This window comes from Stenotrophomonas sp. YJH_SMC_53 (genome assembly GCF_059369995.1).
On sequence record NZ_JCAFTF010000001.1, the window covers coordinates 112,551 to 125,090 of the forward strand.

Below are 12,540 nucleotides of genomic sequence, written 5' to 3' on the forward strand. Positions count from 1 at the left end.
GATGCCGCCCTGAGATGAACGGGGGCAGTTCAGACAGGCCTGCCGGGCCTTGCTAAACTCGGCACTTTCCTGTGCGCCGTGAACGCTCACCGCCGCCGATGGCCTTCGCCCCGACCCTGAAAACCTGGTTGCTCGTGCTGCCGGCGGTGGCCGTGCTGGGCGTGGCCGGGTACCGGGCCAGCGGCCATGCGGCGGGCGTGGCATCACCGTCGCCGGACCTGCCGACCGTCGTGGCCAGCCGCGACAGCGGAGCGGCGTTGCCGGTGGTGCCGGAAGCCCTGGCGCGCCGGCTGGCCACCGTCGAGCGCGGCAACACGCTGCCGTCGGGCCTGCCGCTGGACCTCCGCGCTGACATCGAAGATGCCAGCGATCTGTACGCCTACGCCCAGCGACTGCGCGTGCAGGCCGATACAGGTAACCATGAAGCGCGCTGGATGCTCAGCCGCGTGTATGACTATTGCGCGCAGTACGCACTCGATCCGGGTGGTTACCGCTTGGACAACAACGTGTTGAGCGGGTTGGGCCTGACCGCGGCGCCGGCGATGATCGAGGCCCGCGAGCGCGTGGCGCAGCGGTGTGGCGGCTTCGTTCCGGGCGACAAGCTGGGCGCTGCGCTGGTGCTGGCCGAACGCCGCAAGGCGGCCGCGCAGGGCAACCTGGCCGCAGAAGCATCGTTGTTCGCCGAGGGTGAGCCGTTGCATGACAGTGCCGAGTACCGCCGCGACCTGGTCGAGCGCGTGCGTACTTCGCGTGACCCGGAGGCCTATATGGCGATCGCGCCGGGCATGGGCGTGCGTGCCGCCGGTGACAGCGCACTCGACGGTCTGGTGGCGGGCGAACAGCTCAGTGAGCTTGCATGGCGGCTTGCGGCCTGCGAACTCGGTCTACCGTGTGGAGCGGACAGCGTGCTGGTCAACAGTTTTTGTGCGAACGGAGGGATCTGTTCGCAGGATGGAGCGCAGGATTTCCGGGATTTCGTGTATGACGCTGCGGTATCGCGGCAAGGTGCTGGGAAAATGAAGGAATGGATCAAGCGATTGATTGGAAAGAGGGACGGGCGATGAATTACCGTCGATTCCTGCATGGGGCCAAGTTCTGGTTCTGGGTGGCGCTGTTCGTGGCCTACTCTGCCGGTGCGGTCGGCCTGCTGATGATCGATACCTACGAGGATCGGTACCGGCATCTGTCGAAGGTGGAACTGACCACGGTGAAGGCGCAGGAAGATGTGCGCCGCGCCGGCGCCAGCCAGGTCGCTGCGGTCTATCGCGCGCAGACGGGCATGCCGTTCGCTTCACTGCCGGCTGGCAGCACCTTCCAGGTGGTGTGGCCGGATGGCTCGACCGAGACCATGGTGATCGTCGATCCGACCTCGCCCAATGGCGTGCGGCCGCTGGCCAATTCGCAGATTCCGGCGACGGCGGCGGACGCGCGCTGAGGCCGCATCAGTAGAGCCGAGCCATGCTCGGCTGCACTCGCCCGCAAGCCGGGAACGGCTCGGCGCTGCCGGAAGGAAAACAGAAAAGGGCGGGGATATCCCCGCCCTTTCCATGTCCAGCATCGGGTGACGATCAGGTCAGCGCGATCGGCTTGTTCTTGCGCTCGGCAAGGCGCTTTTCCAGATAGTGGATGTTCTGTCCACCGGCCTGGAAACCCTTGTCGCGCATGATCCGCTGCTGCAGGGCGATGTTGGTCTTGATGCCATCGACCACCATCTCGCTCAGCGCCACCCGCATGCGGGCGATGGCGGTTTCGCGGTCCGGGCCGTGCACGATCAGCTTGCCGATCATCGAGTCGTAGTTGGACGGCACGCGATAGCCACTGTAGATGTGGGTATCCACGCGCACGCCGGGGCCGCCCGGCGGATGGAAGCCGGTGATGGTGCCCGGGCTCGGCACGAAGGTCTCAGCATCTTCGGCGTTGATGCGGCACTCGATGGCATGGCCGGTCAGTACCACGTCGCTCTGCTTGATCGACAGCTTCTGGCCAGCGGCGATCTTCAGCTGCTCGGCCACCAGGTCGATGCCGGTGACCATTTCGGTGACCGGATGTTCCACCTGGATGCGGGTGTTCATTTCGATGAAGTAGAAGCGGCCGTCCTCGTACAGGAACTCGAACGTGCCCGCGCCGCGGTAGCCGATGCGGATGCAGGCTTCGGTGCACACCTTGCCGATCTGCTCGCGCTGTTCGGCGGTGATGCCCGGTGCCGGTGCTTCTTCCACCACCTTCTGGTGGCGGCGCTGCATCGAGCAATCGCGTTCGCCGAGGTGGATGGCGTTGCCCTGGCCGTCGGCCAGCACCTGGATCTCCACGTGGCGCGGGTTCTCCAGGAACTTCTCCATGTAGACCTCGCCATTGCCGAACGCGGCCTTGGCCTCGCTCTTGGTGGTTTCGATCGAGGTCTTCAGCGAGGCTTCGGCGTGCACGACGCGCATGCCACGGCCACCACCACCGCCGGCCGCCTTGATGATGACCGGATAACCGATCTCACGGGCGATCTTGGTGTTGGCGACGATGTCATCGCCCAGCGGGCCGCCCGAACCGGGCACGCACGGCACGCCGGCGGCCTTCATCGCGCGGATGGCTTCGACCTTGTCACCCATCATGCGGATGGTGTCAGCCTTGGGGCCGATGAAGATGAAGCCCGACTCTTCCACGCGCTCGGCGAAGTCGGCGTTCTCCGACAGGAAGCCGTAGCCCGGGTGGATGGCCTGGGCGTCGGTGACTTCAGCAGCGGCGATCAGTGCCGGGATGTTGAGGTAGCTCTGCGGCGACGGCGCCGGACCGATGCAGACCGACTCGTCGGCCATGGCCACGTGCTTGAGGTTGCGGTCGACCGTGGAGTGCACGGCCACCGTGCGGATGCCGAGGGTATGGCACGCGCGCAGGATGCGCAGCGCGATCTCCCCTCGGTTGGCGATGACGACTTTGTCGAGCATGGCGCGCCCCTCAGCCGATCACGAACAGCGGCTGGTCGAACTCCACCGGCTGGCCGTTCTCGCCGAGGATGGCGACGATGGTGCCGGACGTGTCGGCTTCGATCGGGTTGAACATCTTCATCGCTTCGATGATGGCCAGGGTTTCGCCTTCCTTGACCTGCTGGCCCACGGTGACGAAGGCCGGCTTGTCCGGGGCGGACGAGGCATAGAACGTGCCGACCATCGGCGAGCGCAGCACATGGCCTTCCGGCAGCGCCGGGCCCGGCTTGGCGGTGCCGCCGGTGGACGCTTCGGTCGGCGACTGCATCGGCATCGCCTGCGCCGCCGGCGCCGCCGGGGCGGCGTACACCGGAGCTGCGACCGGCGCGGCATAACCAGCGACCGGAGCGCGCGACAGGCGCACCGACTCTTCGCCTTCCTTGATTTCGATTTCAGCCAGGTTCGACTCTTCCAGCAGGTCGATCAGTTTCTTGATTTTGCGCAGATCCATGAGGGCCTCTTTGGTTTCTATCTAGGTGAGGAGAGCGCCGTGGGCGCCCGGGTCGACAATCAGGTGGCGGATACGCGCAGCAGCGCCGCGTCCATCGCGTAGCGGTAGCTGTCGGCACCGAAGCCGCACACCACGCCCACCGCCTTGTCACTGAAGTAGCTGTGCTGGCGGAAGGGTTCGCGGGTATGCGGGTTGGACAGATGGATCTCGATGAACGGCACCGCCACCGCTGCCAGCGCATCGCGCAGGGCCACCGAGGTGTGGGTGAAGGCGGCGGGGTTGATCAGGATGAAAGCGGTTCCGTCGTTGCGCACAGCCTGCACGCGGTCGACCAGCACATGCTCGGCGTTGGACTGCAGGCTCTCCACGGCGTGCCCGGCAGCGGATGCCTGCGCGGCCAGGGCCTGGTCGATGTCGGCCAGCGTGGTGTGGCCGTACACCTCCGGCTCGCGGGTGCCGAGCAGGTTGAGGTTGGGGCCGTGCAGGACCAGCAGCTTCGCCATGGGATCCGGAAGACGGGAAAGGGCGGCAGTCTGGCGGAACCGGTGGATGCTGTCCAGTTCGGCGAAGTTTGCAGCGTTTCAATCGTATGTTTGAAACGTGCCGGAGGGCCTGTGGCTGTATGGCGGACGCCGGATCAAGGCGCGCTGAACGTCTTGCAGGCGGTGGATGCGAGCACATAGGCCGACGATCACGGCAGGGCCGGGCGAGGGGCGATGCCGCAACGGCCCATGATGCGGTAGATCCACGCCATGCGTGGATGAAGGAAGTGCGGTGCGCAGCAAGCTACGCAGCCACCGAGGGGGCTGCGCAAGGTGCGCTGCACACCCCCAGCGCCCCAATCGGACATCCGCTCAGGTTTCCAGCGGCACCGTCGGCACCACGTTCGGGAATACCTCCTCCAACGGCTCCTGTTCCCCCGGTTGTGGCGCCGGCCAGTTGTAGGCGTTCACCGGCTGCGCGCGGTTCACCCACAAGGCGTAATACAGGTGATCGGCGCGACCGTCGCCGGTATTGGGGTGGATCAGGATGGTCAGCCCCAGGCTGTTGAGCTGCAGCCAGGGCACCAGCACCGGCAGCAGGTCGTTGGTGAAGCCGAAGTAGAAAGAGGGCGTGACGTGCGGGCCGCGCGGCTCCAGGTTCCAGTTGCCCAGCTCCACCGGGAAGCGCTCGGCGGCCCAGCGCCGCAGCAGGGCTGCCTTCTCGAAGCTGTCCTCATCGAAATAGATATGGGCGTGGTAGCTCTTGATGTCGGTGTAGGCGCGCGGGGCGGTGGGCAACGTGGCCTCGCCGGGGCGCACGCTGGCCGGGCGCGGGGTCGGTTCGCTGGCCGTGGCCTGGCCCCAGGGGCTGCGGCCCTTGGGCGCTGGCGGAACGATGGCGCGGAAGCCAGGTCGCCCGGGTTCGGTGGTGTTCACGGCGCTGCCGACGCGCGCGGCGGCGGTGGCGGTGGACGCGCTGGCCAGGCCGCCGGCGGCCAGGCCGGCCGACGCGATCAGGCGCCGGCGGGTGGGCGAGAGCAGGTCGGCCCAGTGGGCGTCATCGTCGCCTGCGTCGGTGAGGGGCTGCGGGTCCGGGTGCATGAGGTGCTCCGTGGCGGCATTGTGGGGGCAGGCGTCCACGCTCGGGCAGGGCTGCCGGTGGCGTCCAATGAGCAGCCGGCATCACTTCATGCACGGCTGCCTTCGTCGCCTTGAGCGCGACCGAACGGCGGGCTAGGGTGCAGGTCTACCGCCCCGGAGCCCGCCATGGCCTCGCCTGATGCCGACACCCTGCGCAAGCGCGCCAGCTTCCGCCAGTTGCATGCAGCAGGATGCTTCGTGCTGCCCAATCCGTGGGACGTCGGCAGTGCGCGCTATCTGCAGCGGCAGGGCTTCCAGGCCCTGGCCACCACCAGTGCCGGCTGCGCCTGGAGTGAGGGGCGGCCGGACGGCGCGGTATCGCTGCAGGCCACGCTGGAGCACCTGCGACTGATGGCGGCGGCGACCCCGTTGCCGTTGAATGCCGACTTCGGTGATGGTTTCGGCGCTACGCCACAGGCGGTGGAGGAGGCGGTGGCCGCGGCGCTCGCTACCGGCATTGCGGCGTTGTCGATCGAGGACGCCAGCGGCCTGGCCGATGCACCACTGAGGCCCATCGAGCAGGCGGTCGAGCGATTGCGCGCGGCGCGTGCGGCCATCGACCGCGCGGGCGGCGACGTGCTGCTGGTCGGGCGAGCGGAGAACTTCTTCGTGGGCGCACCGGATCTGCAGGACACCCTGCGGCGCCTGCGTGCCTATGCCGAGGCCGGAGCCGATGTGCTGTACGCACCGGGCATCAGTACGCGCGAGCAGATCAGTGCGGTGGTCGCCGCCGCGGGCTCGAAGCCGGTGAACCTGCTGGTCGCTGAACCCACAGCACTGAGCCTGCAGGACATCGCCGCACTTGGCGTTCGCCGGGTCAGCCTGGGCGGTGCGCTGGCGCGTGCCGCGTGGGCTGGATTGATGCAGGCGACCCAGCCGATCGTGCAGGACGGACGCTTCGATGGCCTGCAGCAGGCGACGTCCGGGGCTGCCTTGAACGCGTTGTTCCAGTAGCCCCGCGCCCTGCATGGCGGGAAGGGCCGGCGACTACAACGCCTCGATCTCCCGCTTGGGCAGGATCACGCCGGGTTCCAGCGCTGGCAGCAGTTGGCGAAGCAGGCGTGGATTGTCCTGCAGCCCCGTGCCATCCAGATACGTCCACCCGGAACCGCCAATGCGGCGCACGGCCACCATGAACGTGGTGCTGCGCATCGGGGTTTCACGCACCCGTACCAGGGATTGGCGTGGCACGAAGCAGACTTCTTCCTCCCCCGCCGCATAGGTCCGGGTCGGCACACCGACGTCTTCGCTGATGACCACCACGCCGCCGCTGTGCTGCTTCTTCAGCGCATCGCGGGTGATCGCCTGGAAGGCCTCATCGCCGCCGGCCAGCCGTTTGAGGCTGGGATGCGTACGCTCGATGAGGAAATCCGCATCGCCGCGGGCGTAGGCAGTCATCAGGGCGCGCACATCATCGCGCAGGGCCTTCGCGTCACTGGGACTGAGCTCACCCGCGAAGGCGGATGGCAGCGACAGCGACAGCAGCAGCGTCAGTATCGTCAGGGGCAGGCGTCGATCCATGTCCGGGTGTCCCACAGGGCATCGCTGCACTATACGTTGGACGCGAAAACAGCGTCCCATCGGTGGCGCTGGTTTCCCCGGAATCGCTACTTACCATTGGTAGGTATTGGTTCCTGGAGATCCCCATGCACAGCCTCATTGTCATCGCCCACCCTGAGCCCGGTTCGCTGACCCACGCGATGGCGCGTCGCATCGGTGATGCCATTGCCGCGGCCGACACCGGCAACACCGTGGCCTATGCCGACCTGATGGCCGAAGGCTTCGATCCGCGCTTCAACCCGCAGGACCAGGCCTTGTTCCGCAGCACCGGCGCGGTACCCGCCGATGTCGCTGCCGAGCACGCGCGGCTGGATGCCACCGATACCCTGGTGCTGGTGTTCCCGTTGTACTGGTGGTCGTTCCCGGCGCTGCTGAAAGGCTGGATCGACCGTGTGTTCACCAACGACTGGGCCTACGCACAGGATGCGCAGGGCAGGCTGGTGAAGAAGCTGCAGCGCCTGAATGTGCATCTGGTCGGCTTGGGCGGCGCCGACGCAGCCATGGTCGAACGTCGTGGCTACGACGCGGCAATGAGGACGCAGATCGACATGGGCATCTTCGACTATTGCGGCGCACGCGTGCTGTCGTCCCACCTGCTGCTGGACGCCGATACCGGTGCCGCTGACGCGCATCTGCAGACCGCGCTGGCGATCGGCCGTAAAATTGGTGTTCCAATGCGCTGATCGCCGTGCTCCGCCGATGCCCGCCAACGCCACCCCCACGCGCCGCCGAATGACCCGGGAGCAACGCACCCGCCAGTTGCTGGATGTGGCCTGGGCACTGGTCCGCGGAGAAGGTACCGGAGCGTTGACGCTGGGGCGGCTGGCCGAGGCGGCGGGCGTGACCAAGCCTGTGGCCTACGATCACTTCGTGACCCGCAATGGCTTGCTGGCGGCGCTCTACGATGACTATGACGGACGCCAGACCGTGGTCTTCCACGAGCGCATCGGCCGCGCCCGGGCGCAACTGGTCGATCGGGCGGCGGCCATCGCCTCCGGCTACATCGACTGCGTCCTCAGCCAGGGCAGTGAAGTGCAAGGCATCCTCGCCGCGCTGGTGGGGGCGCCGGAACTGCATGAGGTGCGACGGCGCTACCAGCAGGATTTCATCGACAACTGCCAGGTCTGGCTGGGCCCGTTCGCCGCCGACGGCACGGTGTCGCTGGCGGGGCGCTGGGCCATTCTCGGTGCGGCTGAAGCCCTTTCAGAGGGCGTGGCTGCCGGCGCGCTGGACAAGGCCGGTGCCGTGGCCGAGCTGCAGCGGCTGATCGTGGCGACGGTCAAGCGGCGCTGAGCCGCACGAGCGGTCAGCCGCCGGCCAGGGCGGCGAATCCCGCGGCCAGCTGGTCGCGCACCAGTGCGTCGCGCGCGTCGCGGCTTGCAGAGCCCAGCACCACGGTGATCAGCCGTACCGGCTGGTCCCGCCCGGGTACTGGCCGGCACGCGGTGGCGGCCAGGCAGAAGCCTGCGGCCTGGGTGTAGCCGGTCTTCAAGCCGTCCACGCCGTCTTCGCCGAGCAGGGCGTTCTGGTTGCTGCGGTTGAAGCTGCCATGGGCGAACGCGCGCTGCGCGGTGATCGCCAGGATCTGCGGATGGTCGTTCAACAGGCGGGCGGCCAGCACCGCCATGTCGCGCGCGCTGGAGACATGGTGCGGTGTGGTGATGCCGGACACGCTGGCAAACCAGGTGCTGCGCAGCCCGAGCTGGCGTGCGTGCCGGTTCATGCGTTCCAGGAATGCGGCCTGCGATCCGTCCAGGTGACGCGCGATCGCCAATGCAGCGTCATTGCCGGAAACCACCATCAACCCTTCCAGCAGGCGTGCCAGAGTGATTGTCTCGCCGGGCACCAGGCCCATGCGCGTTTCATCATCGGCCACGGCATGCACATCGTCGGCGGCGATGGTGACCGGGTCGTCCCACGAGCGTCCGTTCTCTTCGACGCACGCATAGGCGGCATAGGCGGTCATCAGCTTGGTCAGCGATGCCGGTTGCCGCGCGGCTTCAGCGTTGTGCTGGTGGATCACCGCGGAGGTTGCCGCTTCCAGGGTGATGGACGAAATCGGTAGGGGGGCGGGCGCAGCAGACGGCATGGCGGGCGGAGATGGCAGCGACGGTCAGCAAGAATAGTTCTTGCCGGCTGCACGAAGCCGCACTGCCGGAGCGCTGCAGCGTCCACGGCAACGCCCGGTTGCGCCCGGGCTGGGGTCGAGGCAGCCTGCGCACATGCAATCGGATATCCGCATCGACGGTCGTGTCTTCACCTACGTCTTCCCGTGTGCGTGGGAGGACTACGCGAAGATCGGCTTTTCACGTGATCCGCTCGGACGCATCAGCGCATTGCATCGGCGATGGTTCGAGTTCTTCGACCTCGATGCCGGTGCGATGGTGGAAGCGGAGGGCGAGCGCGATGCACGTGATCTGGAGCTGCAGCTGCGTTCGCCGTTCAAGGCGCACCGCGCACCGGCACCGATGACGATCCAGCACAAGGCTGGGGGTCGTACTGAATGGGTACGTGGTGCCAACCAGGCCTTGTCGCTGGCAATTGCTGCGTTGGGTGAACAAGGCTATCGCTGTTACCCGCTGAAGGCATGGCTGCAGGCGGCGCTACGCCTGCGCATGGACCGGCTGCACGACTGGGCTGTGGTGCAGCTTCCGGAAGAAGAAGGCCTGCGGATTCCCGGTGGCCCCGGTGAGGGCGTGCTGCGTGACACGCTCGACGGTTGCCGGGCACTGGATATCGATCCAATGCCCTGTCTGCCTGAATACGTCCAACGCTGGTACACAGGTTGAGCCGCGTTCAACGGGTCCCCGGCTGCTGAACCGGCGCGGCCGGTTGCGCCGCGCACGCAGGGGAGGCGGTGGACGGGCTGGCCAGCTGGCGTGCCAGCTCGGCGTTGGCCACATGGCCGTGCAGGAACAACAGGCTGCCGAAGATGTTCATGAGCGTGCCTCCACTTGAGTGGATTGCACGATACGGGCAGCATGGAAGCGCAAAAAGCGATATTTCCGCAAGCATGCCTTGAGAGGAATTCAAGCCTGATGTCCCGTCCGCCCCTTCATGCCCTGCAGGGTTTCGTGGCCGCCGCGCGGCTGGGCAACCTGTCACGGGCAGCGGCGTCGATGAATCTGACCGTCAGTGCGCTCAGCCATCAGATGCGTCAGCTGGAAGAGCGGCTCGGGCAGCCACTGCTGGTCCGCCAACCGCGTGGCGTCGCCCTCACCCTGGAGGGGCAGCGCCTGCTCGACCAGGTCGGCCCGCATCTGGATGCGATCAACGAAGCTTTCCAGCCCTATGCGGCCCGCGCCGAGCACGTGCTGACGATCAGTGCGGTGCCGTCGATGGCGTCGGCGTGGCTGGTGCCGCGCTTGGGTCACTTCGTGGCTGAGCACCCACAGATCGAGATCAACCTGCAGTCGAGTGAGCGCCTGATTGATTTCGAGCGCCAGCGCCAGTTCGACGCCGCGCTGCGGCTGGGCAGCGGGCAGTGGCCGGGCCTGGTGGTTGAGCCGCTGTTCGACGAGTGGCTGCTGCCGATGGCGAGCCCGGCGCTGATCGAACGCATGGGAGGGATCGACCGGGTGCCACTGAACCAGTGGCCACTGCTGGGGGACCCCGATGGTGCGTGGGGGGCCTGGTTCGCGTTGAGCGGGCAGACCCCGCCGTCGCGCTTCGTAGCGGTGCTGGATGATTCGGAGGCACACCACCGTGCGGCGCTTGACGGGGTGGGCGTGGCGCTGGGGCGGGTGACGCGGGCGCGCTTGTTGCTGGATTCCGGCCAACTGGTTGCGCTGTCCAACCTGCGCCTGAAAACCGCCTGGCCGCATTGGCTGGTCTACCCGCAGCGTTCGGCCCGCCACCGCGGCTTTCTTGCCTTCCGCGACTGGCTGCACGCGCAGGCTGCCGAACACGTGCGGCACACGGCGGACGCTACACTCATCGCACCAGCGTGACCGCCTGCCCGCCACGCGCGAACGCCTCCTCCAGCAGCGAGCCGGCCTTGATCGCCTGCACTTCCTTGAACAGCGCCTGCAGCGCCTGCAGCGCGTCGGCGGGGCGCGATGCCGGCGCCGCCACCGCCTGCTGGATCGCGGTGAAACGGTCGGCCAGCACGCGGTGGCCGGGATGCGCCCGCGCCCATGCTTGCAGCGGCTGGCGCACGCCGGCGGCGGCATCCAGGCGCTGCAGATCGAACAGGGTGATCGCAGCCGCCGACGTCTCGGCCCGTTCGATCGTGGCGTGGCGCAGTTCGCGGCTGAGAAACAGGTCGTAGGCTGCACCGCGGCCCACCGCGATGCGCAGCCCCTCGCGGTCGAGGTCGGTCACCTGCTGCGCGGGACTGTCCTCGCGCACCAGATAGGTGCCTTCGATCTCCACGTACGGAGCACTGAAGGCGATGCGGTCGGCGCGTGCCGGATCGATGGCCAGGAAGGCCAGATCCCAGCCGTCTTCGCCTGCCGCAGCGACCACCGAGGCTGCGGCATCGTGACAGGTGAAGCGTGCCTGCACACCCAGGCGCTGCGCCAATGTCGTGGCCAGCTCCACCGACGGTCCGCGCGGTGAGTGCGCATCGCCCTGCGCCAGCACCGGGTTGCCCAGGTTGATCGCCACGCGCAGGAAACCCTGCGGTGCGAGCGCACTTTGGTGTTCGGCCAGGGACATGCAGGACTCCGCGAGGAAAGGGGCAGCCAGCATGCCAGCACTGCCCTGCAAGGGGTGTCATGCTGCACGACTGCAGGATGGCCTACCTTCCGTTTGCCGACGAGGCCGCAGGTGTCGGTATGGACTTGGAGGTGAGCCTGGCGCGTGGCCGAGATCTGCGACAGTGAAGGCAACCGCATTGCGTTGCAGGCGCACGCAGCTCTGTAGAGCCGAGCCCACGCCCGGCTGCTGTTGGCCCAGCCGCCCAAGCTCAGCCGAGCATGGGCTCGGCTCTACAAGGTCGCGGCGCGTGAGCGCTGCAGCCAGTCGTTGATCGCCGGATCGAGCCGCGGGTCGTCCGGCAGCTGCATGCCGAAGCCTTGCTGCAGCACGTCGCGCACGTCGGCAACATCGTGCAGCGGACGCTTGTCCGGTGCCTGGCCGGGGCGGTACTCGGTGTAGTTGCCGCTGCCGATGGTGCGTCGCCAGTCCGGCCCGGTCAGCGACGCGCGCAGCTGGCCAGGGAAGCTGGAGTCGGGATGGGTGCACACGTACCAGTTGCCCACCACGTTGTCGATCGGTGCCGGCACGTGCAGGTCGAAACGGTACATCGCCCGCCAGCCGTCACCGGATTCGGCGGACAGCACGAAATCCCCCTCGCCGGGCAGCCGCTGCAGCAGATAGCGTTCGTGCGGCGTGGCGTGCGGCTGCGGATCATGCAGCCGCAGCGGCACGGTCGGGGTCAGGCTGCCGAAACCGGCATCCACCAGCCAGTCATCGCCGTCCACCTGCACGCGCAGCAGCAGGTGGGTCCGTGCGGTCAGTTCGCCGTCCTGGGCAGCCAGCAGCACGCGCGCGCTCAATGGCTGTGCATCGAAGCCCAGCGCCTGCAGCAGCGCCAGCAGGCCGCCGTTGAGTTCGAAGCAGTAGCCGCCACGACGGTCGTCGAGCAGCTTGCGCTGCACGCTGTCCAGGTCGATCGGTACCGCATCGCGCAGCAGGCAGCTGAGGGTCTCGAACGGCAGCACTGCGTTGTGGCGCTGCTGCAGCAGGGTCAGGCCGGCCAGCGTCAGCGGTGGCGGGGCATCCAGCTGCAGGCGCTGCAGGTAGCGGGGGACATCGAGCGTCGTCATGGCGGCACCGGGCGGGAGGGGAGGTCCACTGTGCTCCCCCAACCGGGGTTGAGGTCAAGGGCGCTGGTCGTGTCACGCCAGCGTCGCCTGCACCCGGTACAAAGGCCGCGTCCGCCCGTCACCGCTGGGCCAGGACAACGAAAGTTCTAAAGTTGCCTTGA

Annotated in this window: 16 protein-coding genes; 7 read left to right on the forward strand and 9 right to left on the reverse strand. The window is 67.6% G+C overall.

Features of this window, described 5'->3' with window-relative positions:
- Nucleotides 1–98 precede the first annotated feature (98 nt).
- Together AC5P7X_RS00530 and AC5P7X_RS00535 are read left to right on the forward strand one after the other, a co-directional pair.
- On the forward strand, nt 99–1,064 hold the full coding sequence (locus AC5P7X_RS00530) for a hypothetical protein (RefSeq protein ID WP_065178827.1): 966 nt from the start codon (nt 99–101) through the stop codon (nt 1,062–1,064).
- A complete protein-coding gene (locus AC5P7X_RS00535) occupies nt 1,061–1,435 on the forward strand; it encodes a hypothetical protein (protein ID WP_005419699.1) in 375 nt (124 codons plus the stop codon). The genes AC5P7X_RS00530 and AC5P7X_RS00535 overlap by 4 nt, the downstream gene beginning before the upstream one ends.
- A 133-nt stretch (nt 1,436–1,568) precedes the next feature.
- Here AC5P7X_RS00535 and accC read toward each other — a convergent pair whose 3' ends face one another.
- The 4 genes from accC to AC5P7X_RS00555 all read right to left on the reverse strand — a co-directional run bounded on the left by accC (nt 1,569) and on the right by AC5P7X_RS00555 (nt 5,009).
- A complete protein-coding gene (accC, locus tag AC5P7X_RS00540) occupies nt 1,569–2,936 on the reverse strand; it encodes an acetyl-CoA carboxylase biotin carboxylase subunit (RefSeq protein ID WP_005419697.1) in 1,368 nt (455 codons plus the stop codon).
- A gap of 10 nt (nt 2,937–2,946) precedes the next feature.
- Nucleotides 2,947–3,426: an acetyl-CoA carboxylase biotin carboxyl carrier protein gene (gene accB, locus AC5P7X_RS00545; RefSeq protein ID WP_019660824.1), complete on the reverse strand. Its 480-nt coding sequence runs from the start codon at nt 3,424–3,426 to the stop codon at nt 2,947–2,949.
- Nucleotides 3,427–3,485: 59 nt separating this feature from the next.
- On the reverse strand, nt 3,486–3,929 hold the full coding sequence (aroQ, locus tag AC5P7X_RS00550; protein ID WP_053498267.1) for a type II 3-dehydroquinate dehydratase: 444 nt from the start codon (nt 3,927–3,929) through the stop codon (nt 3,486–3,488).
- Between the two features lie 351 nt (nt 3,930–4,280).
- A complete protein-coding gene (locus AC5P7X_RS00555; protein ID WP_053498265.1) occupies nt 4,281–5,009 on the reverse strand; it encodes a DOPA 4,5-dioxygenase family protein in 729 nt (242 codons plus the stop codon).
- Nucleotides 5,010–5,174: 165 nt separating this feature from the next.
- Between AC5P7X_RS00555 and AC5P7X_RS00560 the strand changes: the two genes are divergently transcribed.
- The gene (locus tag AC5P7X_RS00560; protein WP_495214321.1) at nt 5,175–6,002 is read left to right on the forward strand and encodes an isocitrate lyase/PEP mutase family protein; all 828 of its coding nucleotides are present in this window, start codon (nt 5,175–5,177) and stop codon (nt 6,000–6,002) included.
- Nucleotides 6,003–6,035: 33 nt separating this feature from the next.
- Here AC5P7X_RS00560 and AC5P7X_RS00565 read toward each other — a convergent pair whose 3' ends face one another.
- A complete protein-coding gene (locus AC5P7X_RS00565; RefSeq protein ID WP_070489944.1) occupies nt 6,036–6,569 on the reverse strand; it encodes a hypothetical protein in 534 nt (177 codons plus the stop codon).
- Between the two features lie 125 nt (nt 6,570–6,694).
- Between AC5P7X_RS00565 and AC5P7X_RS00570 the strand changes: the two genes are divergently transcribed.
- Complete coding sequence (locus AC5P7X_RS00570) at nt 6,695–7,291, forward strand: NAD(P)H-dependent oxidoreductase (protein WP_053498260.1); 597 nt, start codon at nt 6,695–6,697, stop codon at nt 7,289–7,291.
- A 16-nt stretch (nt 7,292–7,307) separates the two neighbouring features.
- A complete protein-coding gene (locus AC5P7X_RS00575) occupies nt 7,308–7,901 on the forward strand; it encodes a TetR/AcrR family transcriptional regulator (RefSeq protein WP_032954567.1) in 594 nt (197 codons plus the stop codon).
- A gap of 13 nt (nt 7,902–7,914) precedes the next feature.
- On the opposite strand, the gene AC5P7X_RS00580 is transcribed toward AC5P7X_RS00575, so the two are convergent.
- The gene (locus AC5P7X_RS00580) at nt 7,915–8,697 is read right to left on the reverse strand and encodes a D-alanyl-D-alanine carboxypeptidase family protein (protein ID WP_053498258.1); all 783 of its coding nucleotides are present in this window, start codon (nt 8,695–8,697) and stop codon (nt 7,915–7,917) included.
- Nucleotides 8,698–8,830: 133 nt separating this feature from the next.
- Here AC5P7X_RS00580 and AC5P7X_RS00585 point away from each other — a divergent pair, with 133 nt between their 5' ends.
- Entirely contained in the window at nt 8,831–9,397 is a 567-nt protein-coding gene (locus AC5P7X_RS00585) for a GIY-YIG nuclease family protein (RefSeq protein WP_329842918.1), read from the forward strand.
- A 7-nt stretch (nt 9,398–9,404) separates the two neighbouring features.
- Here the strand turns inward: AC5P7X_RS00585 and AC5P7X_RS00590 are convergent, their stop codons facing one another.
- A complete protein-coding gene (locus tag AC5P7X_RS00590; protein ID WP_005419683.1) occupies nt 9,405–9,548 on the reverse strand; it encodes a hypothetical protein in 144 nt (47 codons plus the stop codon).
- 98 nt (nt 9,549–9,646) lie between these two features.
- Between AC5P7X_RS00590 and AC5P7X_RS00595 the strand changes: the two genes are divergently transcribed.
- Nucleotides 9,647–10,558: a LysR substrate-binding domain-containing protein gene (locus AC5P7X_RS00595; protein ID WP_329842916.1), complete on the forward strand. Its 912-nt coding sequence runs from the start codon at nt 9,647–9,649 to the stop codon at nt 10,556–10,558.
- Here AC5P7X_RS00595 and AC5P7X_RS00600 read toward each other — a convergent pair.
- Nucleotides 10,542–11,267, reverse strand: coding sequence for an ABC transporter substrate-binding protein (locus AC5P7X_RS00600; RefSeq protein WP_495214322.1), 726 nt, complete (start codon nt 11,265–11,267; stop codon nt 10,542–10,544). The two genes, AC5P7X_RS00595 and AC5P7X_RS00600, sit on opposite strands and share 17 nt — an antisense overlap.
- A gap of 272 nt (nt 11,268–11,539) precedes the next feature.
- Nucleotides 11,540–12,379: an arylamine N-acetyltransferase family protein gene (locus AC5P7X_RS00605; protein WP_206619959.1), complete on the reverse strand. Its 840-nt coding sequence runs from the start codon at nt 12,377–12,379 to the stop codon at nt 11,540–11,542.
- Nucleotides 12,380–12,540: the final 161 nt, after the last annotated feature.

Excerpts from the sequence above, each read along its gene's own strand:
- AC5P7X_RS00565 (WP_070489944.1), bottom strand. The coding sequence starts at position 6,569 with ATGGATCGACGCCTGCCCCTGACGATACTGACGCTGCTGCTGTCGCTG.
- aroQ (WP_053498267.1), bottom strand. The coding sequence starts at position 3,929 with ATGGCGAAGCTGCTGGTCCTGCACGGCCCCAACCTCAACCTGCTCGGC.
- AC5P7X_RS00530 (WP_065178827.1), top strand. The coding sequence starts at position 99 with ATGGCCTTCGCCCCGACCCTGAAAACCTGGTTGCTCGTGCTGCCGGCG.
- AC5P7X_RS00600 (WP_495214322.1), bottom strand. The coding sequence starts at position 11,267 with ATGTCCCTGGCCGAACACCAAAGTGCGCTCGCACCGCAGGGTTTCCTG.
- AC5P7X_RS00560 (WP_495214321.1), top strand. The coding sequence starts at position 5,175 with ATGGCCTCGCCTGATGCCGACACCCTGCGCAAGCGCGCCAGCTTCCGC.
- AC5P7X_RS00555 (WP_053498265.1), bottom strand. The coding sequence starts at position 5,009 with ATGCACCCGGACCCGCAGCCCCTCACCGACGCAGGCGACGATGACGCC.
- AC5P7X_RS00535 (WP_005419699.1), top strand. The coding sequence starts at position 1,061 with ATGAATTACCGTCGATTCCTGCATGGGGCCAAGTTCTGGTTCTGGGTG.
- AC5P7X_RS00590 (WP_005419683.1), bottom strand. The coding sequence starts at position 9,548 with ATGAACATCTTCGGCAGCCTGTTGTTCCTGCACGGCCATGTGGCCAAC.
- AC5P7X_RS00580 (WP_053498258.1), bottom strand. The coding sequence starts at position 8,697 with ATGCCGTCTGCTGCGCCCGCCCCCCTACCGATTTCGTCCATCACCCTG.
- AC5P7X_RS00585 (WP_329842918.1), top strand. The coding sequence starts at position 8,831 with ATGCAATCGGATATCCGCATCGACGGTCGTGTCTTCACCTACGTCTTC.
- AC5P7X_RS00605 (WP_206619959.1), bottom strand. The coding sequence starts at position 12,379 with ATGACGACGCTCGATGTCCCCCGCTACCTGCAGCGCCTGCAGCTGGAT.
- AC5P7X_RS00570 (WP_053498260.1), top strand. The coding sequence starts at position 6,695 with ATGCACAGCCTCATTGTCATCGCCCACCCTGAGCCCGGTTCGCTGACC.
- AC5P7X_RS00575 (WP_032954567.1), top strand. The coding sequence starts at position 7,308 with ATGCCCGCCAACGCCACCCCCACGCGCCGCCGAATGACCCGGGAGCAA.
- accC (WP_005419697.1), bottom strand. The coding sequence starts at position 2,936 with ATGCTCGACAAAGTCGTCATCGCCAACCGAGGGGAGATCGCGCTGCGC.
- AC5P7X_RS00595 (WP_329842916.1), top strand. The coding sequence starts at position 9,647 with ATGTCCCGTCCGCCCCTTCATGCCCTGCAGGGTTTCGTGGCCGCCGCG.
- accB (WP_019660824.1), bottom strand. The coding sequence starts at position 3,426 with ATGGATCTGCGCAAAATCAAGAAACTGATCGACCTGCTGGAAGAGTCG.